Annotated in this window: 19 protein-coding genes; 13 read left to right on the forward strand and 6 right to left on the reverse strand. The window is 72.3% G+C overall.

What is annotated here, in order from left to right; genetic code table 11:
* Positions 1–108: 108 nt before the first annotated feature.
* From AHOG_RS21395 to AHOG_RS21410, 4 genes are all read left to right on the forward strand, one after another.
* A complete protein-coding gene (locus AHOG_RS21395; RefSeq protein WP_093942942.1) occupies positions 109–993 on the forward strand; it encodes a siderophore-interacting protein in 885 nt (294 codons plus the stop codon).
* A 291-nt stretch (positions 994–1,284) separates the two neighbouring features.
* Positions 1,285–1,506 carry a hypothetical protein gene (locus tag AHOG_RS21400; protein ID WP_093942943.1) on the forward strand — a complete coding sequence of 74 codons (222 nt, stop codon included), beginning with the start codon at positions 1,285–1,287 and terminating at the stop codon, positions 1,504–1,506.
* Between the two features lie 316 nt (positions 1,507–1,822).
* On the forward strand, positions 1,823–4,069 hold the full coding sequence (locus tag AHOG_RS21405; protein WP_245856366.1) for an ATP-binding domain-containing protein: 2,247 nt from the start codon (positions 1,823–1,825) through the stop codon (positions 4,067–4,069).
* A gap of 382 nt (positions 4,070–4,451) precedes the next feature.
* Entirely contained in the window at positions 4,452–5,051 is a 600-nt protein-coding gene (locus AHOG_RS21410; protein WP_093942945.1) for a GNAT family N-acetyltransferase, read from the forward strand.
* A 1,025-nt stretch (positions 5,052–6,076) separates the two neighbouring features.
* Here AHOG_RS21410 and AHOG_RS21415 read toward each other — a convergent pair.
* Positions 6,077–6,310 (reverse strand): hypothetical protein, encoded by a 234-nt coding sequence (locus AHOG_RS21415; protein ID WP_157736968.1) that lies wholly within the window; start codon positions 6,308–6,310, stop codon positions 6,077–6,079.
* A gap of 176 nt (positions 6,311–6,486) precedes the next feature.
* Here AHOG_RS21415 and AHOG_RS21420 point away from each other — a divergent pair, with 176 nt between their 5' ends.
* From AHOG_RS21420 to AHOG_RS21445, 6 genes are all read left to right on the forward strand, one after another.
* The gene (locus AHOG_RS21420) at positions 6,487–6,867 is read left to right on the forward strand and encodes an exonuclease/endonuclease/phosphatase family protein (RefSeq protein WP_245856367.1); all 381 of its coding nucleotides are present in this window, start codon (positions 6,487–6,489) and stop codon (positions 6,865–6,867) included.
* Between the two features lie 76 nt (positions 6,868–6,943).
* Complete coding sequence (locus tag AHOG_RS21425) at positions 6,944–7,441, forward strand: NUDIX hydrolase (RefSeq protein ID WP_093942947.1); 498 nt, start codon at positions 6,944–6,946, stop codon at positions 7,439–7,441.
* Between the two features lie 793 nt (positions 7,442–8,234).
* On the forward strand, positions 8,235–9,173 hold the full coding sequence (locus AHOG_RS21430; protein WP_169725894.1) for a glycoside hydrolase family 16 protein: 939 nt from the start codon (positions 8,235–8,237) through the stop codon (positions 9,171–9,173).
* 372 nt (positions 9,174–9,545) lie between these two features.
* Complete coding sequence (locus AHOG_RS21435; protein ID WP_157736969.1) at positions 9,546–10,904, forward strand: glutamate-cysteine ligase family protein; 1,359 nt, start codon at positions 9,546–9,548, stop codon at positions 10,902–10,904.
* Between the two features lie 324 nt (positions 10,905–11,228).
* Positions 11,229–11,654: a hypothetical protein gene (locus AHOG_RS21440; protein ID WP_093942950.1), complete on the forward strand. Its 426-nt coding sequence runs from the start codon at positions 11,229–11,231 to the stop codon at positions 11,652–11,654.
* Positions 11,651–12,451, forward strand: a complete 801-nt coding sequence (locus tag AHOG_RS21445) for a SigB/SigF/SigG family RNA polymerase sigma factor (RefSeq protein WP_093942951.1) — start codon at positions 11,651–11,653, stop codon at positions 12,449–12,451. Before AHOG_RS21440 ends, AHOG_RS21445 begins: the two co-directional genes overlap by 4 nt.
* Before the next feature lie 46 nt (positions 12,452–12,497).
* On the opposite strand, the gene AHOG_RS21450 is transcribed toward AHOG_RS21445, so the two are convergent.
* Entirely contained in the window at positions 12,498–12,806 is a 309-nt protein-coding gene (locus tag AHOG_RS21450) for a WhiB family transcriptional regulator (RefSeq protein ID WP_093942952.1), read from the reverse strand.
* 338 nt (positions 12,807–13,144) lie between these two features.
* Between AHOG_RS21450 and AHOG_RS21455 the strand changes: the two genes are divergently transcribed.
* Positions 13,145–13,513, forward strand: coding sequence for an STAS domain-containing protein (locus AHOG_RS21455; RefSeq protein ID WP_093942953.1), 369 nt, complete (start codon positions 13,145–13,147; stop codon positions 13,511–13,513).
* A 46-nt stretch (positions 13,514–13,559) separates the two neighbouring features.
* Positions 13,560–14,237, forward strand: coding sequence for an ATP-binding protein (locus AHOG_RS30105; RefSeq protein ID WP_245856368.1), 678 nt, complete (start codon positions 13,560–13,562; stop codon positions 14,235–14,237).
* Between the two features lie 271 nt (positions 14,238–14,508).
* On the opposite strand, the gene AHOG_RS30595 is transcribed toward AHOG_RS30105, so the two are convergent.
* Complete coding sequence (locus tag AHOG_RS30595) at positions 14,509–14,835, reverse strand: SpoIIE family protein phosphatase (RefSeq protein WP_157737108.1); 327 nt, start codon at positions 14,833–14,835, stop codon at positions 14,509–14,511.
* A 299-nt stretch (positions 14,836–15,134) separates the two neighbouring features.
* On the opposite strand from AHOG_RS30595, the gene AHOG_RS21465 reads away from it, so the two are divergent.
* The gene (locus AHOG_RS21465; protein ID WP_093942954.1) at positions 15,135–16,127 is read left to right on the forward strand and encodes a MarR family winged helix-turn-helix transcriptional regulator; all 993 of its coding nucleotides are present in this window, start codon (positions 15,135–15,137) and stop codon (positions 16,125–16,127) included.
* 173 nt (positions 16,128–16,300) lie between these two features.
* Here AHOG_RS21465 and AHOG_RS21470 read toward each other — a convergent pair whose 3' ends face one another.
* The 3 genes from AHOG_RS21470 to AHOG_RS21480 all read right to left on the reverse strand — a co-directional run bounded on the left by AHOG_RS21470 (position 16,301) and on the right by AHOG_RS21480 (position 19,228).
* Complete coding sequence (locus AHOG_RS21470; protein WP_245856369.1) at positions 16,301–16,828, reverse strand: DUF488 domain-containing protein; 528 nt, start codon at positions 16,826–16,828, stop codon at positions 16,301–16,303.
* Between the two features lie 245 nt (positions 16,829–17,073).
* Entirely contained in the window at positions 17,074–17,736 is a 663-nt protein-coding gene (locus AHOG_RS21475; RefSeq protein ID WP_157736970.1) for a hypothetical protein, read from the reverse strand.
* Entirely contained in the window at positions 17,729–19,228 is a 1,500-nt protein-coding gene (locus AHOG_RS21480; RefSeq protein WP_093942956.1) for an aldehyde dehydrogenase family protein, read from the reverse strand. The genes AHOG_RS21475 and AHOG_RS21480 overlap by 8 nt, the downstream gene beginning before the upstream one ends.
* Positions 19,229–20,020: the final 792 nt, after the last annotated feature.

Below are 20,020 nucleotides of genomic sequence, written 5' to 3' on the forward strand. Positions count from 1 at the left end.
CGGTCGACGTCGTGGAGCCACCGAGCAGGCATCACCCCGCCGAGCCGACCGGACGGCGCTCGCGGGCGCCCACGCGACCTCAGACCCCCGAAGCACTGGAGGCATCACGTGACAGCACTGCCGATCCGCCATGTCCACGTCACAGACGTGCGACGAATCACCCCTCGGCTGGTGCGCGTCACCTTCGGCGGCGACGACCTCGCCGACCTCGGCCCCGTCGAGCCCGACCAGCAGGTGAAGCTGTACTTCCCCAGGCCCGGCCAGACCGCGCCCCGGCTGCCGGCCTCGGGCGCCGACGGGGACTTCGTCCGCTGGTACCAGGAGTTCACCGCCATCCCCGGGGACGAGCAGCCCTGGCAGCGCAGCTACACGCTGCGCGCCCACCATCCGGAGCGCCGTCGGGTGGACGTCGACTTCGTCCTGCACGAGCACGCGGGGCCCGCCACCCGCTGGGCGCGGTCCGCGCGGCCGGGCGATGCACTGGCCATGTTCGGCCCCTCGGCCGACTTCGCCCGGCCGATCCCACTGCGCACGGCCCTCGCCGAGGCCGACGCGGTGCTGCTGGCGGGCGACGAGACGGCCCTGCCCGCGATCGGCTCCCTGCTCGAGTCACTGCCCGAAGGCACCCGCGCCGTCGCGTATGTCGAGGTCGCCGACGCGGCCGAGGAGCAGCGATTCGACACCCTCGGCGCGGTGACGGTGCACTGGCTGCACCGAGGCGACGTCCCGCCGGGCCGAAGCGGGCTGCTGCTCGACGCGATCCGAGGCGCCGAGCTGCCCGCCGGTCGACTGCTCGCCTGGCTGGCCTGCGAGGCGAGCGAGGTGCGGGCACTGCGCAGGCACCTCGTCACCGAACGCGGGCTGCCGAGGCGGTCCGTCGAGTTCACCGGACACTGGCGGCTCGCCCGCACGCAGGACGACGCCCCGACCGCGGAGGACCTCGCCGAGGCGCGGGAGAGGCTGGCCGACGCGCAGGCGGCGCGGACCGACTGAGACGGCAGGCACACGGGCCGCGGGCCGCGCGTCGACGGCGGCCTCCACGCCCGCTGCTCGCCGCGGCGGCGGTCCGCGCTCGCTCCGGCCGAGACCACGAGCCGCGATGGCGGAAGCGCGACGGCCCGGCAGGCGGAAGCGTGACGGCCGAGGTGAGGCGTCCGATATGAGATGCGGCGAGGCCGGCGAGCCCCGCCCGCGCTCCCGGCGGCCGGGTCAGGGCGACCGAATCGAGACCGCCGACCGGGCCGGGCGATCGACAAGGCCGGCCCGTCAAAATATATTGACCCCATGGACCTCGATCGGATCGCGTCGCTGTTGCGCCAGGCAGGCGAGGACGACCCGCTGGAGGCGCTGGCGGCGACGGCACAGGCCAGGCAGGAACTGGAACGGCTGGAAGCCGTGGAGGTACGGCGGGCCAGAGTCGCCGGGCGCACCTGGGCGGAGATCGCGGCCGCACTCGGAGTCAGCAAGCAGGCGGTGCACAAGAAGTACCGAGCCGGACTGTTCTGATCCGAGGGAACGCACGCGGGCGCCCGATCGTCCTGATCGAAAGGTGTCGGACGAACCGGGCGACGAGAAGGCCGGACCGCGTCCGGGCAGTGTGGGACGAAGAGCGACGAGGCGTGTCCAGGACGGCTGTCGGTACGCACACGAAAACCACGAGGAGTGCTGCTAAAATCTCTTCCCGGCCGCTCGCCGAAGCGCAATGAGGCGCGCAGAGTAATTTCGATCGTAGTAAGGGATGGGCCCGTTGTCAAATTCTTCGCATGGTCCGAACGATGGCTCGCAATGCGAAGACATCCGCCGCGAACAGGACTACGTCTCGATGCTCTACGGCCGCGTCGACGAGCTGCGCAAGGAGACGACCGCCCGCCATGCCGCCGTGCTCGGCGAGGAGCACGCGGGAACGCCGCAGGCCTGGCTGGAGCGTGACATCGCCGCCGCCATGTACGCCGAGGAGCTGACCCGGCTCCGCGATGTCGAAGAGGGCCTCTACTTCGGCAGGCTCGACCTGGAGGGCGGCGGGCGACGACACATCGGCAGGCTGGGCCTCGCCGACGACAGCAACGACTACGAGCCGCTGCTGATGGACTGGCGGGCCCCGGCGGCCCGCCCGTTCTACACGGCCACCGCCGCGTCTCCCGAGAACGTGCGGATGCGGCGCCACGTCCGCACCCGCGCACGCAAGGTCGTCACCCTCGACGACGAGGTGCTCGACCTGACCGCCGCCGAGAACGCCGGCACGGGCTCCCTCACCGGAGAGGCCGCGCTGCTCGCCGCGATGAACCGCAGCCGGACCGGCCGGATGACCGACATCGTCGCCACCATCCAGCAGGAACAGGACCGGATCATCCGCTCGCCCCGGAGCGGGGTCCTCGTCGTCCAGGGCGGACCGGGTACCGGGAAGACCGCCGTCGCGCTGCACCGCACCGCCTACCTCCTCTACACCCATCGCGATCAGCTGGCCAAGCGCGGCACGCTGGTCATCGGACCGAATCCGACGTTTCTGCACTACATCAGCCAGGTCCTGCCCTCCCTCGGCGAGACCGGCGTGGTGCTCTCGACCGTCGCCGAGCTGTATCCGGGCATCACCGCGACCCGGCAGGAGCCCCCCGCCGTCGCCGCCCTGAAGGGCGACGCGGCGATGATCAAGCTGATGGCCGCCGCGGTGAAGGACCGGCAGAGCGTGCCGAGAAAGCCGATCGAGCTTCAGATCGATCGGGAGTCGGTCGTCATCGACCGCGCGATGGTCACCCAGGCACGCGGCCGGGCCAGACGCTCCCGACGCCCGCACAACGAGGCCAAGTCGATCTTCATCCGCGAGATGCTCGGCTCGATGACCCTGCAGATCGCCGACCGGCTCGGCAGGCACCTGCTCGACCGCGCCGACCTCGACGAGATCAGGGAGGAGCTGGCCTCGGACGACGGCGTGCGCGCCACCCTCGACGAACTGTGGCCCACGTTGACGCCGGAACGGCTGCTGCGGGAGCTGTTCGACTCGCCCAAGCGACTGGCCACCGCGGCCCGACGGCTCTACACCGAGGAGCAGTGCGCGGCGATGCTGCGTTCGGACGGCGACGGCTGGACCCCCGCCGACATCCCGCTGCTCGACGAGGCGGCCGAACTGCTCGGCGAGGACACCAGGGCCGCCCGCAAGCAGGAGGAGCAGGCCCGACGCGCCGAGATCGCCTACGCGCAGGGGGTGCTGGACATCCTCGACATGGAGGAGGACCTCGATCCCGAACTGCTGCGCGCGGTGGACATCGTCGACGCCCATCAGCTGGCCTCCCGCCAGGAGGAACGGCGGTACGAGACCACCGCGGCCCGCGCCGCCGCCGACCGGACCTGGACCTACGGGCACGTCGTCGTCGACGAGGCACAGGAACTGTCGGCGATGGCCTGGCGGGTGTTGATGCGTCGCTGCCCCAGCAAGTCGATGACCCTGGTCGGCGATGTCGCGCAGACCGGCTCCCAGGGCGGCGCCGACTCCTGGTCGCAGGTCCTCGGGCCCTACGTCGCCGAGCGTTGGCGCCTGGAGGAGCTGACGGTGAACTATCGGACTCCAGCCGAGATCATGACCGTCGCGGGCGACGTCGCCGCCGCGATCGACCCCGATCTCCGAGCGCCGCGATCGGTCCGGGAGACCGGGGTCCCGCCGTGGTCGCTGCGGGTTCCGGCGGGCACCACGGCCAAGGCGTTGGCGGACCTGGTGGCCGAGGAGGTCGCCGAGGTCGGCGACGGCCGGATCGCGGTGCTCGTCCCGGCGGCACGTCTCGACGAGCTCACCACCGCACTCGCCGACGAGCCGTCCTCGGTCGCGACGCCGGGCGCGTCCGGCGATCTGACGGCGCAGACCACGGTGCTCACGGTCGGGCAGGCGAAGGGGCTGGAGTTCGACTCGGTCCTCGTCGTCGAGCCGCAGCTGATCGTCGACGAGTCCCCGCGCGGCCTCAACGACCTCTACGTCGCCGTCACCAGGACCACTCGCAGGCTCGGCGTGCTGCACACCGACGACCTGCCCGACGTGCTGTCCGGCCTGCATGCCAGGGACGCCGCCGACGACCTGGGCTGAGGACCCGCGTCCGCCCGCCGGGGTCGCCTGCCGGGGGTCGCCTGCCGGGGGTCGTCTGCCGGGGGCCGTCTGCTGCGATCGCCTGCCAAGGTCGCCGGGGTCGCCTGCCGGAGTCGCATGCCGCGCACGTCTGCCGCGGCCGCCTGCCGGGATCGGCTGCCGTGCTCGCCTGCTGTGGCCGCCTGCCGGAGTCGCATGCCGCGCACGCCTACCGCGGCCGCCTACCGCGGCCGCCTGCCGGGGTCGAGGACGGGACGACCCTGGACGACGCGGGCCCGCAGGCGTGTCACGCGGAACCCGCGCCGGGCGGCTCGCCGACGGCCTCGCGCTCGCCAGGCCCTGCTAGCGTCGGCGGCCGCACCGTCTCCCAGGAAGGAAGCTCATGATCACGCCGCCCGACGTCCGACCGGCCACCGAGGCGGACGTGCCTCGTGCGACGCAGACCCTCGGCGCGGCCTTCGGCGACTATCCCTACACGCGACACGTCGTCGACGAGCGGGACCACCTGCGACGGGTGACGCGCTTCCAGGAGCTGTTCCTGACGGAGGTCGGACTGCCGCACGGCCGGGTGTGGGTGGCCGACGGCGGCGACGCGGTGGCCGTGTGGACCACCCCGGACGCCGAGGACATCGGCGCGGTCTTCGCCCGGCTCGGCCCCGAGTTCGCGGAGCTGGCGGGCGAGCGCGCCGCCGCGTCCGCCGCGGCGGAGGCTGCGTTGGCACCGCACCGGCCGACCGAGCCCGCGTGGTTCCTCGGCACGGTGGGCGTCCATCCCGACAGCCAGGGCCGGGGACTGGGCACGGCGGTGCTCCGGCCCGGCATCGAGGCCGCCGAGGCCGCAGGCGTCACCGCCTTCCTGGAGACGTCCACGGAACGCAACGTCGCCTTCTACCGACGACTCGGCTTCGTCGTCACCGCCGACGTCGCGCTGCCCGACGGCGGACCCCGTACCTGGTGCATGGCCCGCGCGCCGATCCGCTGACGTCGACGCCGTCGCAGAGCAGGCGGATGCCGCGGCATGCCGAACCGGGGCGGTGCCCTCCTGGCCGGGCTGATGCGTCCGGGCCGGGCCGGCATGTCGTCGGCGCCGATCGACCATCGCTCTCCCCCGCAGCAGGCACCCGATGCCGATGGACCATGCGAGGCCGTGTGGTGAGCACGCCGGCGGCTGCGCCGGCCACACCGACGACCACGACGCCGTCGAAGGCGGGCCGTGGTGCGCCCATTCACCGCAGTACCGCCCGGCGGTGACGCTCGCCCAAGGCCCGACGCCGCTGCGGCACCAGCGGATGAACACCGACTGTGTGCCGGCGCCCATCGGATCGTCGTCGACTCCCGGCCGGCGATCCCCTGCCTGCGGTGCACGTCCGGACGGCCCGTGTCCGCGACGCCGCGTTCGCGGTGCTGATCGACCGCATCGACCGCTGGTCCGCGACAGGAGTGCCCGGAGGCCGAGCCGGTGTCCTGCACACCGACGCCCTCGGCCGCCTCGTCGCCCGACAGGCGAGCCGTCATGATCGCCCAGACCAGCGCCGTCGCCAGTGGCCTGGTCGATCCCTCCTGGCGATACGGGCCCCTGCGGCAGTGCACGGCGCGACCCTGGCCTACCGGGGCCGACTGCGCCAGGTCGCCGCATCCGAGTTCGAATACGTCGTGTACGCCCACGGCCCTGACGGGGCGCCGGCCGCCGAAGAGATGGCAGATCACATCCTGGGGTGGGATCGCGCCGGCCGCCCGGCTCCGACCCTGCACGTCCTCCCGATCGACACACCCGACACCGATCTCCCGGAAGGGCCGGCGTTGAACAAGCGGCACAGCCGCGTGGTGTTCACGTGGCCTGCGAAGGAGCCGCCCCTCCCCGGGAAGCACCTTCTTCCTGCCAGCCCTGCCCCAAGGGGGCCACGCCAACCACGGACTCGCCCATGGCATCACCGTGAGCTCGGATGGCAAGCCCTCTGCGCAGGTCAGGTCGTCCTGCCGCAGTCAGGTACGTAAGACACGCTCAATTCAGCCGGGAAGGTGGGGCACGACCGGCGTGGTCGGCGTCGCCTCGGTGAAGGCGTTCCACAGCAGGTTGAGCGGGTGGTCGGCGGCGTAGCGGTCGCGGTCGCCTTTGCGGGCGAAGATGCCGGTGAGGATCTCCAGGCGGGGTTGGTAGTCGTCGGCGAGGTCGATCTTGCGCAGGCCCTGGCCAGGGAGCCGGCCATCGAGGGCGGCGTCGGCGACGCGTTCGGTGGTCAACAGGCAGCCGTGCAGCAACTGCGAGGTGAGGAGGTTGAGGCCGTAGTCGAGCGAGTCGATGTCGTGACGCCACCGCCGAGAAGACCGACCGCAAGAAGACCTGGATCCAGCGCTTCGGCCGCGCCCTCGACAACACGACCAGCTCGGCGCCGCTGCTGCTGCTCGGCGACCTCAACGTGCTCGAACCCAGCCACACCCCGGCGCACCGGGGCCAGTTCGCGCCGTTCGAGTACGCCTTCTACAGCGGCCTGACCGACCGACACGGCCTGCTCGACCTGTTCCGGCACCTGCACCCCGACCGGGTCGAGCACAGTTGGGCCCGCCGCGCGGACCTGGGCTACCGCTACGACCACGCCCACGGCTCGGCAGCCTTGACCGAGGTGCTCAGCGGCTGCGAGTACGTCCACGAGACCAGGGAACTCACCGCGGACGGCACCCGGCTCACCGACCATTCCGGACTCGCCGTGCGCCTGGCGCTGACCGCGACCAGCACACTGCTACCGTCGGACCCCGCCACGGCGGCCACGCCTGGCGAGCCGGAGCCCACCCTGTTCTAACCTCGCCGGCCGGGTTCGCGGTCGGCTGCCAGAGCACACGCCCCGTCAGCCGAGACCGCAAGGAACCAGCCGCAGCATGACCGCCTCGACCAGCACCGTCACGCCCCGCATCGGCGCCCGCGTCCTGCTGCAGGACCCCGCCGACCGCGTGCTGCTCATCCACGCCCTCGACCCCGCCGACACCGCACACCACTGGTGGGAGCTGCCCGGCGGCGGCCTAGACGAGGGCGAAGACCTCCAGACCGCGGCCCGCCGCGAGGTCGCCGAGGAGACCGGAATCATGCTCCCCACCCTGAGCCGCGAGCTGTGGGTGCGCGAATCCCGGTTCTGCTACATGGGTCGCGACCACCACCGCATCGAGCACGTGTTCCTCGGCCGCACCTCCACTACCACGCCGGAGGTCGCGCTGCGGCCCACCGAGAACGAGAAGGCCGGGCTGATCGAACGCCGCTGGTGGCCGGCCGACGAGCTGCGGCAGTGCACGGACAAGCTCCTGCCCGCCGAACTGCCCGCCCTGCTCGACGACCTGCTCGCCGACCGTTTCAGCCCCACGCCCCTGACCCTCACCGACTGATCCGATCTGTGTCAATGTCGGGCTCTGGTCACACATCAGCGCCGCGACGGTGTCTTCGGCGTCGCTGTGGTCGCGCCCGCGGTTCCTCCCGTTCCGCCCATGCCTGGTACCGGGCGGCGTCACGGTGCTGGGCTTCGGCAACCAGTTCTTGAATGCGTTGTCGCAAAACGAGGTCTCCGGATCGACCGACCTGCTGTCCAAGGCCGCGTTCACACTTCGTCCTTGAGCCACCCTCGATCCTGGCGGGGCTGGTCGCGACCCGGCGCGGGCCGGTTCCAGGTCGACTACGAGACTCGCCGCACTAGCCGTGGTACCTGACTCGCGCCGACGGTGCTGCATGCTCCTCCGAGCAGGCACGCCGGCCGCGGTCGGCTCGGCCGATCCGGCCGGCTGTCGCGACGGAAGACTCCCCGTCGACCCGTCGCGGCCTGCCGTGCCGCGTCGACAGGGATTGGCGCGATCGTTCGCAGCCGCCGGCGGAACACGCTGGGCGAATCACGAAACGATCAGGGCGGCCGGCGACGGATCTCGACATCGCGCCCCACGGAATGTCCCGGAATCCGCGTCGCATGCATTGCCGAACGAAGATCAGGTGATTTAAGGTCGGCTCGCCGCCGCCATTCTCGACCTCCTCGAAAAGACACCGTACCGGCGATGATTCCGCGGACATTCCTCGTCGAGACGCGGACGACGACATCCGACAGGCCCACCCGGCCGCGGCGTGCGTCTCGACGCGCGCTGTCGGTGCGGCGGACCACCCGGACCGTAGGAGAGGACGATCATGATCTCAGCCATGACCTTGCGTCGCGGGGCCCTGCGCTCACTCCTCGCCGTCGCCGCCGTCGGACTCGTTCCGGCGGGCGTCGCCGCGGCGGGTCACGCCACGACGTCCGAGGCCGCGCTGCCTGCCGGAACGGAGGCCGCCGCCCAGACCGCCGTCCTGTTCGACGACTTCGACTACACCACGCACACCGATCCCCGCCTGCGGGAACGCGGTTGGACGGTCCGCTCCTACGGTGGCGGGCCCGGCGTGGGCGGCGATACCTGGGCACCGGAGAACGTCGGCTTCGTCGACGGCGACGGCGGCCGGGTGCTGCGGCTGGAGGCCACCACCGACGGCACCGAGGCGGGCACCGCGCAGGCCGAGATCCTGCACCAGCGGAAGTTCCACCACGGCACCTACGCGGCCAGGGTCCGGTTCACCGACACGCCGGTGAGCGGACCGGACGGCGACGAACTCGTGCAGGCCTTCTTCACGATCACGCCCCTGCGCTTCCCTGACGACCCGGAGTACGGGGAGCTGGACTTCGAGTACCTGCCCAACGGGGGCTGGGGGCAGGCCGACTCGGCGCTGTTCCTGACCAGCTGGGAGACCTACGATCCGGCGGGCGACGCACGCAACGAGTCGACCGCGGTCCCCGGCGGGCAGGCGGGCTGGCACGATCTCGTCGTCCAGGCCGACGGGACGAGCCTGCGGTATCACGTCGACGGGCGGCTGGTCGCCGAGCACAGCGGCGACGTGTATCCCGACACGCCGATGGCGATTCACTTCAACCAGTGGTTCATCGAGACCGGCTTCCTCGACAGCCCCGTGTCGCGCACCTGGGAACAGCAGGTCGACTGGGTGTACCACGCGAAGGACGAGATCGTGAGCCCCGATGAGGTCCTCGCCGAGGTGGCGGGCTATCGCGGAGCGGGCGTCGGACACGTGGACACCGTCCCCGCGCCGTGATCGGCGCGGCACCCTGACCGCGCTCGGGCCCGGTGAGGCCGTGGGCAGCGACCGCCGCCGGGCCGAGCGGCCTTTCGCTTCGCGGTGCCGCGCGGCGTCGGGGCGAGGACGCGGGCGGTTCCCGTTCCCATCCACTGGACCAGGTGATGACTGCCGGTCCCACCACCGGAGCGAAGCGCAGTCAACCGACTACTGTCAGTAGAGCCGTCTCGATTCGCGTGGGAAAGGAGACACGAGTGGGTGCTCCCCGACCGGCGGGGCCCGGGCGTCGTTCGCACAGTCGCGTTCCGGGCCTCGCAGCAGCAGGCCCTGCCGGTCTCGCTCGGGGCCCACGACGGCGATCGATCCGCTGAGGCGAACGAAGGAGAGGCCATGAGCGTGTCGACGTCCGAACCGCTGACCGAGACGGACCTGCGGTCGCCGTTCCTCCGACCTCCCGACGCGGCCGAGCGGATCGGCGTCGAGATCGAGATCGCCGTCGTCGATCCGGCCACCGGGCGAGCGGTCCCCTATCTCGGCGAGTACGGCATGGAACGGCTGCTGGCGGTCCTGCTCGCCGAGATCGGCGGGGAGCCGATCCGGGATCGCGGTCACCTCACCGGACTCCGGCCCGCCGCGGGCTTCTCGCTCACCCTGGAGCACGGCGGCGCGCTGGAGTACTCGTCGGCCCCCGGAGACGACCTGGCCACCGTGGTCGGACGGATGCGGGAGTCGTTGGCCTGGGTCGCCGAGATCGCCGCGCGGCTCGGCATGGCCCTCATGCCGGGCGGCAACCTGCCCTTCGATCTCGTGCATCAGATCACGCGCGTGCCCAAGGCCAGGGGCGATCGGATGGCGGAGTACTTCGACTCGCTCGGCGAGGCCGGCAGGCTCGGACCGACCGTGATGACCACGGCGCTGTCGACGCAGGCGACGCTGGACTATCTCGACGAGGACGACCTGCGGGCGAAGATCCGCATGCAGGCGGCGGCGTCCCCGGTGATCGCCGCGCTGTCGGTGAACTCCCCGCTCGCGGGGGGTGCGCCCTCCGGCGTGCTGTCGCACCGGGGCCGATGCTGGCAGCGGACCGATCCGACCCGCTGCGGTCTCCTGCCGCCCGCGCTGCGCGAGGACATGCGGATTCAGGACTTCGTCGACTGGGCGGCGGACCTGCCGATGATGTACCACCGCATCGCCGAGGACGACTACCGGCGAGGCCCCGACCGGCCGTTCCGGGAGCTGCTGGCCGCAGGCTTCGCCGACGGAACCCTGCCGGACCTCGCGGACTGGCGGGCACACCTGTCCCAGATCTGGACCGACGTCCGACTGCGCGAGACCCTGGAGCTGCGGGCCGCCGACGGCCCCTGCTGGCCGCACTCCCCGGCGATCCCGGCGCTGTGGGTCGGACTCAGCTATCACCCGCCGTCCCGCGACGCCGCCTGGCGCCTCCTCAAGTCGTATCGACCCGCCGACCTGCGGGCGGCGTCGGAGCAGTCGATCCGGCACGGCCTCGCGGCACGGATCGGAGGCGACTCCGTCCGCGAGCAGGCGGCCGAGCTGCTTCGGCTGGCCCGCGAGGGTCTGGAGGCTCGGGTCCGCGCCGGAGTGGAGCGGCCGGAGGTGGTCGCCTATCTCGATCCGCTGGTCGCGGTGGCCGAGAGCGGTCGCACGTTCGCGGAGGAGACGCTGGCCCGCTGGCACGGCGACCTCGCGGGCGACCCGGCGCGTTATGTCGCGGCCCATCGGATCTGAGACGGCCAGGCTCGCCCGGCGGCGGCGCCCCGGCGGGCTCGCCGCCGCCCCCGTGCCCCATGGTCGAGGCCGGACGTCGACGGGGAGCGGACGTCGGCCGGGTCCGAGCTACGGCGGGTCCGAGCTACGGCGGGTCCGAGCGTCGGTGGGCTCGGACCTCGATTTCACCCTGGTCGCCGTCCTCCGGTCGCATCACGGCGACGGACGAAACCGGCGGGGGCCGCCGGTTCACCACCGTGTCAGCCTTACGACTAGGTTGCAGGAGCGAGACGCCTCGACATGGGCGGCGGCGACGCCGACGCCAGGCCACTGAGGAGATGAACCGTGACAGAGCCAGAGACCGTCGCAAGAACGGCGTCCGCCGGTCTGGTCGAAGTACAGGTGGGCGCCGTGGCCGCACAGGTGCCGATCCTGCGGACCGTCGCGGCGGACATCGCCATGCGTGAGGATCTCGACCTCGACGCGATCGACGACCTCCGGATGGCCGTCGACGAAGCCTGCTCGCTGCTGGTCTCCATCGCCGCGCCCGAGGCGCGGCTGACGTGCTGCTTCCTTCCCAGTGAGCAGGACATCACCATCACCGCGGAGGTCCGGTCCCGCGTCGACCGGCCCGACTTCACCGACGCGATGGGCTGGCAGGTGCTGTCGGCACTGACCGACTCGGTGACCGATCACGTCGAGCCGTCCGGAGACGGTGACCTCGTGCGGATCGAACTGGTGCGCCGGAGGACCGAACAGGCGGATCGATGACGACACAGCAGACCGAGCCGACCACCGGCACCGACGAGCCGTCCGACGAGGAGCTGTTCGGCAGACTCGCCGACCTCGACGAGGACGACGACCGACGCCGGGCGGTGCGGGACGAACTCGTCAATCGGCACCTCCGGCTCGCCACGAACCTGGCGCGCAAGTTCGACCGTCGCGGCGAACCGCTGGACGACCTGATCCAGGTCGCGACGGTCGGACTCATCAACGCGGTCGACCGCTTCGACCCGGAGCGTGGGAGCGCCTTCCTGCCGTTCGCGGTGCCCACGATCATGGGCGAGCTGCGCAGGCACTTCCGGGACTCCAGCTGGTCGGTCCGCGTGCCCCGCAGGCTCAAGGAGCTGAGCGCCTCGGTGATCGGCGCCCGCAACGAGCTGACGCAGTCACTCGGCCGCACACCGAAGCCCAGTGAGCTGGCCGAACACCTCGGCATCCCTCGTGAGGACGTCTTCGAAGCACTGGTCGCCAGCGGCGGGCGGCAGGGCTCTTCGCTGGACCGGCTGCTGGAGGACACCCCCAATCCGCCGTTCGGCTCGGCCGATCCGGAGATGGCGGAGGTCGACAATCGCAGGCTGGTCCGCCCGCTGCTGGCCAGGCTGCCCGAGCGCGACCGCAAGATCGTCGTACTCCGCTTCTACGGCGGCCTGAGTCAGGCGGACATCGCCCGCCGTGTCGGCGTCTCCCAGATGCAGGTGTCGCGGCTGTTGGCGAGCATCCTCACCCGGCTGCGGGCGGGCATCGGCGATCTCGACGGCGGCGACGGTGCTCCGCACGAGTCCTGAGTCCTGCGGGGCGGCACCGCGGTCCGCGGAGCGGCGCCCCTGGGCGTCACCGTGCGGAGAGCGCCATCCGCAGCTCTCGGCGGCGTCCCTTGAGCAGTTCACGGCGTTCGCCCTCGCCCATGGCGCCCCAGACCCCGTAGGTCTCCTGGCTCGTCAGGGCGTAGTCACGACACTGGGTGAGCACGGGGCAGGACCGGCAGATCGCCTTCGCCCGGTTCTCCCGCTTCTCTCGGGCATGGCCTCGCTCGGACTCGGGGTGGAAGAAGAGTCTGCTGTTGGCGCCCCGGCAGGCGCCGTCGAGCTGCCAGTCCCAGTTCTCCGTCACCGGGGTGGGCAGGCGTCCGGTCTCAGCCATGATGACTCCCGAGGTCGTTGCGGCACGGCGGTACTCGCCGAACGGCGTGCCCGGGGGTTCGCGAGCCCCGCACGGACGGGGTCTCGTCGTTCACCGCCCTGGGTGACACGCCATCGGCAAGCGGTGAGGTACCCGACTCTTGGAAGGTGAAACGACGACGCGAAAGTGATCTACTCCACGTCGTCGGCGACGCGGCGGCCGTGATATGCAGTCGGCGTGGTCGGCGAGGCAGTGGTGACAGTTCTTTGTCGCTAGACAACTATCATGCGTGCACGGCCGTTCGCCGCGGGTTCACCGTGACATGCCCGGCTCGCCACCAGGCATGACGATCCAGTGCGATGGAAGGGATTGTGATGTTGCGCATCACCGCCGAAGGACACCCCTCGACGCGACTGAGTGTCACGGGCGAGGTGGACCTGAGCACCGCGCCGGAACTGGAGCGGGATCTGGGCACCGCGATCACCGCCGACGGCGCCGAATCGGTGATCGTCGACGTGGCCGGGGTCTCGTTCATGGACTCGGCGGGCCTGCGTGTCCTGGTGGGCGGCCTTCGCCAGGCCGAGGAGCACGACGTCCGCCTGACCGTGGAGAACCCGCAGTCCCAGCTGCGCAAGATCATCGAGATCACCGGGCTCGCCGACGTCCTGGGCCTCGGCGCGGCCTCGGCGGGCGGTCCCATGACCGGGTCGGGCGGCACGCAGGGCTGATCACCCGCCTGATTGACTCGCCCGACGGCTGGGTAAATCAAGCGGCGTGAGCGACCATGACGAGGCGGAGGGGAGACCGGTGGGCGCGGTGCGCGGCCGGTCTCCGTCAATGCCGACGGTCGACCGGCCGGGGTACGTCGAACAGACATCCTCGGGCGGGGTGATCGTCGACGGCACAGCGACCGGAGACGGACGCGATCACGGCGGTGTCGAGGCCCGCGGCCGAGGCACAGGAGTGTTCTTCATCGAGCATCCCCCGTCGTGGCGGACCGGCGCCGGCCGCACGACGGCGAGGGCGGGCAGGCATCGGACGATGGACACGGGTGCACTGGTCAGCATGGAGACGCCGGGCGGAGTCACCGCCGCGGGCGAGGCACGCCACACCGTGGGCACGGCACTGCATCGGTGGGGACTGAGCGGGGAGCTGGCGGACGACGTCCTGCTGGCCACCTCGGAACTCGTCACCAACGCCGTGGAGCACGGCGCGGCGCCGATCCGTCTCGAAGTCGAACGCGGCACGTCGCGGATCACCCTCCGCGTCCACGACCGCAGTCTCGACTCGCCGCAGATCTCCTGGTCGGACCCGCTGGGTGAACGCAGCAGGGGGCTGCTCATCGTCGCGGCCATCAGCTCGGACTGGGGCTTCGAGACCGAGGGCGCGGGCAAGTGCGTCTGGGCGGAGTTCCAGGTGCCGGACCAGTCGCGACGCGTCGCCGACGTCTGACCGGGCCGAGCAGACCGTTCAGGGGCGCCGGCCTCGGCTGACCTGACGGCTGACGGCCTGGCTTCACGCCGGACGGCCGGAGATCGCCGCCCGGACCGATCACGAGTCGGCGATCGCCTCGGTACGCCGGTCCGGGCCCGGCCCCCTCTCACCAGTGGCGGACACGCTTCGCCTGGTGGAAGCCCTCAGCCGACGGGTCCCCTCCGCCGACGGGAGCCCTCCGCACCGTCGGGGCCTGCCTTGACCGGAGCCGACCCGTACCAGTCCAGACTCACCACCACCGTCGTCGAGATCCGTGTGTTCGCGGAAGACGGCGAGAGCGGACCGGACGGCACGCACCGCCTCCCCGGCGGGCAGTCCTCCGGAGGACCGGACGACCCTGGTCGACGAGGTCTCCCCATAAACGACGGGTGCCGTCGGACGAGTCGTCGACGCCTCCGCCGACCACGAAGAGCCGATCGCGCGGCAGCAACGGCTCCTCCCTGGTCGCATAGGACGTCCCGTCGAACATGCCGAGCGGAAGCCGCTGCTCCAGTTCGATCCGCCGCGCGCGCTGCTCCCGGAGGGTCCACAGTCGAGGCGAGCCCGCGTCGACGATGAATCATCCGGCAGGTGGCCGGTTCGAACTCGATCAGCAGGGCCGCCCGATGCCGGTCGCCGCCGTGCTGTCCCCAGATCGCCTGACGGTGGCGTCGAGCGGGCCCGCGTGCACCGCCGACAGACCGGGAAGCACGCGAAGGAGATCATGCACCGCGTGCCTCCGAAGTGTCTGCTCCACCCGGGCGATCGCGGGCCATGCGTCATCGTTCCTCCCCGCGGCGGGGACCGCCGACTCGACGAGACGGTACCCACGGCGAGGCCCTCCGTACCGGATCACCAGCTATGTCACAGTGAGGTATGGCAGCCGAGCGACAGCCGCCCGCCGCGTCCCCGCAGGAGGCGTACCCGCTGGAGACCCGCGCGACGGATGTCGCGGCCGAGTCGCTCACCCTGCTGCTGGGCAGGGCGGCCGACACGGTCCGGCCGAAGGTGTCCCCCGCGCAGCTCCGCGCGCTTCAGGTCGTGGAGTGGCACCGCTCGATCAACCTGACCGGCCTCGCCGAGGTGCTCGGTGCCATACCGTCCTCGGCGAGCAGGCTGTGTGACCGGCTGGAGGCGGCGGGTCTCCTGGAACGACGGTCCGGCGCCCACGATCGACGCGAGATCGAGCTGGTGCTGAGCCCGGACGGCACCCACCTGCTGGCTCGGCTGCGTGAGGCGCGCCGCGCGGACCTCGGTGCCGTGCTGTCGATGATGAGCAGGCAGGGTCGGGCCGCACTGCTGCGGGGTCTGGAGGAGTTCGCCGCCGCGTTCGGCCGTCGGGATTCCGCCCGCGGCGTCGGCTCCGGCGGGCGTCTCGGGTCTGACGGCGACCTCGAGTCCGATCGGGACATCGCGGCAGGCGGCCCTCCCGACGGACCGGGCGCACGCGATCCGGTGTCCGGCGACGACCCGGCGTTCGCCGACGACGTGATGTCCGGCGGCGACTCGTTCCCCGGCGGCGGCCGTTCTCCCGACGACGGTCCGGCGGGTCCGAATTCCGGAGGGGCGACGGCCGGGGGATCGACGAGTCCGAGTTCCACGGGGCCGGCGAGTCAGCGTTCCGCGGGTTCGACGGGTTCGGGGCTCGCGGCCCCGAGCGGGTCGACGGTGAGAGCGGGCACGAAGCAGGACGGGCCCGGCGAGCGGCGAGGACGACTCGGCCGCGATCGCGGCCTCGGCGAACAGTGGGGCCGCGGATCGAGCGCGCCACGAGGCCGCCGGGGCTCGGACGGCCCCGGACACCCGCGAGACGGATCGCCCGGCGCCCGCCCCGGCGGCGAACGGCCGGAGACCGAGCAGCCGGCGTGACGCCGCAGAGGCGAACGGCATCGCAGCACAGCCGAGCCACAGAGCCACAGAGCCACAGAGCCACAGAGCACCGAAACACGGACGACACGGCAGCGTCCGAACAGCACGCGGGCACGCGCGGCACCGGACCGAGGTACCCGGCCGGGATCACCCGCTGTCCGCCGACGGCCGGACTAGCCGGGATCGACGTCGTAGACCAGCAGACCGTCCGACTGGACGCGCGCGCCCGGCGTCGGCGGATGCTCGACGAGCCTGCCGTCGTGCATCAGATGCCAGGCGGGGATGCCCGCGACGAGCCAGGTGTAGTCGGCGATGATGCGCCGGTGGCATCGCCACCAGACCGTCTCGCCGCAGAGCACGCTCACTCGACCGTCGGCACGCTCCCGCACCTCGTCGAGCAGTTCGGACATGGCCGCGAGGAAGTCCGGGGTGCGAGTATGTCCCGCGTAGGCCCGGAAGCTGGTGTTACGCCAGTACGTGTCCGGCGAGTGGTCTGCCAGTCGCCGGAAGCCGCCGAGGCGCTTCTCCCAGCGGTAGGAGATCCCCTCGGCGGGCAGCCATTCGCTCATCGCCTCGCGCGCGGTGTCCGGATTGCGCCGACTGCCCGGCACGGTGCGCACGTCGACCAACTCCCGGATCGAGGCTCCGTGCAGCAGGGCGGCCAGCTCCGACCGATCGAGGGTGCCGTGTCCGACGGTCACCAGCCCCGCACGACCGTCCGGCGACGGGACGGCCTCTCGGTCGGCCGCCGAGACGCCGCCTGCGCGGCCCTGGTGCGGCGTCGGCCCCCCGATACCTCGTGCCGAGTCCGATCGGCCGGCCTGCGTACCGTCGGAGGCGAACGAAGGCGCGGCGGGGCGGCCCCGTACCCCGTCCCGCCGCGTCCCCGGTCCCGTCCCGACCATGATCCGTCGACCGCTCACCGCCACGCCTCGTCGTCGGGTGATCACCGCCGCCGGCGACGAACCCGACGCAGCTCGTCGGCAAGGCCGGTCCGCATCCGAGTCCAGTCCTGCGGCGTCAGGGACGGCCGGGTGCCGGGGCCGCCGAGTTCGCTCGCCGCCGACTCCAGCTCGGCCATCGTCGTGATGATCTGGTCGACGACCTCGGGATGCCCCAGCGGCAGCGGCGCGCCCACCGCGTCCCCGGAGTGAACCGGGTCCCGCCGGATGATCCGCGTGGGCACGCCGCGCGCGGCGAGTTCCCGTACGAGCCGGTCGGTGGCGCCCTCGGGCACCGGCGAGTCGAGTTCCGAGTCCTCCTGGTCGGGTTCGATCAGCAGAACCGCGCGGACCAGCCGCCACTTCACCGCGCCGAGCAGCAGCGCGTCCTGCGTGGCCGTGCCGCTCGCGACCAGGTATGCAGGCATCCCGTACTCGGCCAGCTCGTCGAGCAGCTCGGCATTGGACTCGACGCCCGCCTCCGTGGCGGGCAGCCTGCACCACATCACTCGGACCCGTTCGGCCAGCGAGCGCCAGGTGCCCGGCAGGCCGCCGTGATTCGCCTCGCCCGCCGGATCGAGGACCAGCACGGCGGGACCGCCCGGTGGGCCGTGCTCGACGACGAGCGGGCCACCGGATCGAACGGTCTCGCTCCCAAAGTCACGCATCGACTTCCTCCTCGCCGACGTACACCCGGTCAGGACCTCTGCTCCGACGTCCACCTGGCACCGCGAGGCCCAGATGCACCACCTTCACCGCCGTCATCTCGTCCAACAACTCCGGGCCGAAGTCGAAGCCGGTGTCGACACCGCCTCGATCCCGTGCCCCTCGGCCGACCGCACCGACCACCGAGTTCACCCGGACGGTGCCGACCGGCAGGTCCTGCCACGCGCGCTGGGCGCGGCTCATCGACGCCGTGAGCACGGTGGCCGCGCGGCCGTAGCGGTCCTCCCCCGCCTCGGCGAGCGCCTGATCGAAGTCCTCGACGACGCGGATCGCGGCCACCGGACCGAACGTCTCCTCCCGCATCACCCGCATGTCCGGAACACAGCCGGTGAGGACCGTCGCCGGGTAGAAGGCGCCCGGCCCGCGCGGCACCCGCCCACCTGCCAGCGCCCAGGCGCCCCGGCCGATCGCCTCGCCGACCTGCTCGTGCACCTGATCGCGTCGCCGCCGGTCCACCAGGGGGCCCAGTTCGACGTCGCCGGGCAGGGCGGGCCGCGCCACCCGGCGGGCCGCCTGCGCGGCCAGCCGATGCGCGAACCGGTCGGCCAGCGTCCGATGCACGTAGATCCGCTCGATGGAGCCGCGACGCTGCCCGGTCTCGCTGAACGCCCCCACCGCCGCCTGTTCCGCGGCCCAGTCGACGTCGACGCCCGCGTCGACGATGAGCGCGTCGTTGCCGCCGTTCTCCAGCAGCACCGCCGCGCCCGTCCGTGCCGCCGACTCGGCGATGCTGCGGCCCGCCTCGGAGCAGCCCAGGTGGGCGATCAGGTCGACCCCGGGGTCGGCGGCCAGCCGGGCGCCGGTGCGGCCGTCACCGGAGATCATGGCCAGCACGCCGCTCGGCAGCACCGACGACAGCGTCTCGGTGAGATAACGGCCGACGTGCGGCGCCCGCTCACTCGGCTTGTACACCACGGCGTTGCCGGTGACCAGCGCGGCACCGAGCAGGCCGCAGGACACGCCGACCGGGTCGTTCCACGAGGTCAGCACCACGACGACGCCTCGGGGCTGCGGCACCGTCAGGTCGACGGCGCAGTGGCGGCCGAGAAGGCTGCGACCCCGGTGCACCGGGCCCAGCTCGGCGTACTGCTCCAAGACGTCGGCACCCGCGAGGACCCCGGCTCGGGCATCGGCGAACGATCGGCCCGTCTCGGCGTGGTGCAGCGCGGCCAGCTCGTCGACGGAGGCACGCACCGCCGAGGCGGCGATGCGCAGGCGGCGTCCCCGCTCGGCGGCCGAGGTTCGCGACCAGCCCGACAGCGCCGACCTGGCGGTACGCAGGGCCTGCGTGATCTCGTGCTCGTCGGCCACCGGGAGCAGACCGACCAGCGCTCCGTCGACCGGGCTGTGGACTCTCAGATGTTCCCGCGCCGCCTGTTCGAGCAGCACCGGTCTTGTCGTCGTGATCAGTGAGCCGGACAACCCGTCGAGCATCGCGCCTCCTGCTGTCGAGCTCCCCGAATACCCCCGCGCGGGCGCGGTACACCTCGCCGGGAACCCGACCAGGGAACGGGCGGCGGCGGGCGGGGCCGGACGAGACAGGGGCCCGGCGGGGCGAGACGTCCGGCGGGCCGGGGCGGGAGGCAGGCGAGCAGGGCGACGAGCCGAGGCGACCGCGGCGAAGACCGGGCCGACAGGCCGAGAACCCTCGTCCGGCTCCCTCACCCCGCGCGCGGGCGGGACGGACTCGCCGAGCAGGATCGTCTGGTGGTCGAAGGCCGGCGGATCACTCCGGTCGCACGGGGCGGACGATCTGCGCCGCGCGCCGATCGAGCTGCCGACCGGTGCGCTCGGGCTCACACCGGGCGGACACGTCGGCCCGCAGCGCCATCGGCACATGCCCGGTCCACCCCCACTCGCGCGGAGCGGACCGTTTTCAGACCCGCCGCGAATCGCGTAAGCACGGCTCACCCTCGTCTGCGCGGGGCGGACGATCACGCCCGGCGCGAGATCGCGAAGAAGAACGGCTCACCCACGCTTGCGCGGGGCGGACGCCGCAGCGGGGTCTCCCGTCGGCTGTGCGCTGGGCTCACCCCCGCTTGCGCGGGGCGGACCTGCCCCGGTGGATGTGGATTCTCGCCGCGATCGGCTCACCCCCGCTTGCGCGGGGCGGACAGCCCTCCGGGAGGTCCATGTCGCTCACTTTCGGGCTCACCCCCGCTTGCGCGGGGCGGACAAGAACCGCGTCGGCCTGGAGGCACGTCAGGACGGCTCACCCCCGCTTGC

This window comes from Actinoalloteichus hoggarensis, assembly GCF_002234535.1.
Classification (GTDB): Bacteria; Actinomycetota; Actinomycetes; order Mycobacteriales; family Pseudonocardiaceae; genus Actinoalloteichus_A; species Actinoalloteichus_A hoggarensis.

Excerpts from the sequence above, each read along its gene's own strand:
- AHOG_RS21400 (WP_093942943.1), top strand. The coding sequence starts at position 1,285 with ATGGACCTCGATCGGATCGCGTCGCTGTTGCGCCAGGCAGGCGAGGAC.
- AHOG_RS21405 (WP_245856366.1), top strand. The coding sequence starts at position 1,823 with ATGCTCTACGGCCGCGTCGACGAGCTGCGCAAGGAGACGACCGCCCGC.
- AHOG_RS21410 (WP_093942945.1), top strand. The coding sequence starts at position 4,452 with ATGATCACGCCGCCCGACGTCCGACCGGCCACCGAGGCGGACGTGCCT.
- AHOG_RS21425 (WP_093942947.1), top strand. The coding sequence starts at position 6,944 with ATGACCGCCTCGACCAGCACCGTCACGCCCCGCATCGGCGCCCGCGTC.
- AHOG_RS21430 (WP_169725894.1), top strand. The coding sequence starts at position 8,235 with ATGACCTTGCGTCGCGGGGCCCTGCGCTCACTCCTCGCCGTCGCCGCC.
- AHOG_RS21435 (WP_157736969.1), top strand. The coding sequence starts at position 9,546 with ATGAGCGTGTCGACGTCCGAACCGCTGACCGAGACGGACCTGCGGTCG.
- AHOG_RS21445 (WP_093942951.1), top strand. The coding sequence starts at position 11,651 with ATGACGACACAGCAGACCGAGCCGACCACCGGCACCGACGAGCCGTCC.
- AHOG_RS21450 (WP_093942952.1), bottom strand. The coding sequence starts at position 12,806 with ATGGCTGAGACCGGACGCCTGCCCACCCCGGTGACGGAGAACTGGGAC.
- AHOG_RS21455 (WP_093942953.1), top strand. The coding sequence starts at position 13,145 with ATGGAAGGGATTGTGATGTTGCGCATCACCGCCGAAGGACACCCCTCG.
- AHOG_RS21465 (WP_093942954.1), top strand. The coding sequence starts at position 15,135 with ATGGCAGCCGAGCGACAGCCGCCCGCCGCGTCCCCGCAGGAGGCGTAC.
- AHOG_RS21475 (WP_157736970.1), bottom strand. The coding sequence starts at position 17,736 with ATGCGTGACTTTGGGAGCGAGACCGTTCGATCCGGTGGCCCGCTCGTC.
- AHOG_RS21480 (WP_093942956.1), bottom strand. The coding sequence starts at position 19,228 with ATGCTCGACGGGTTGTCCGGCTCACTGATCACGACGACAAGACCGGTG.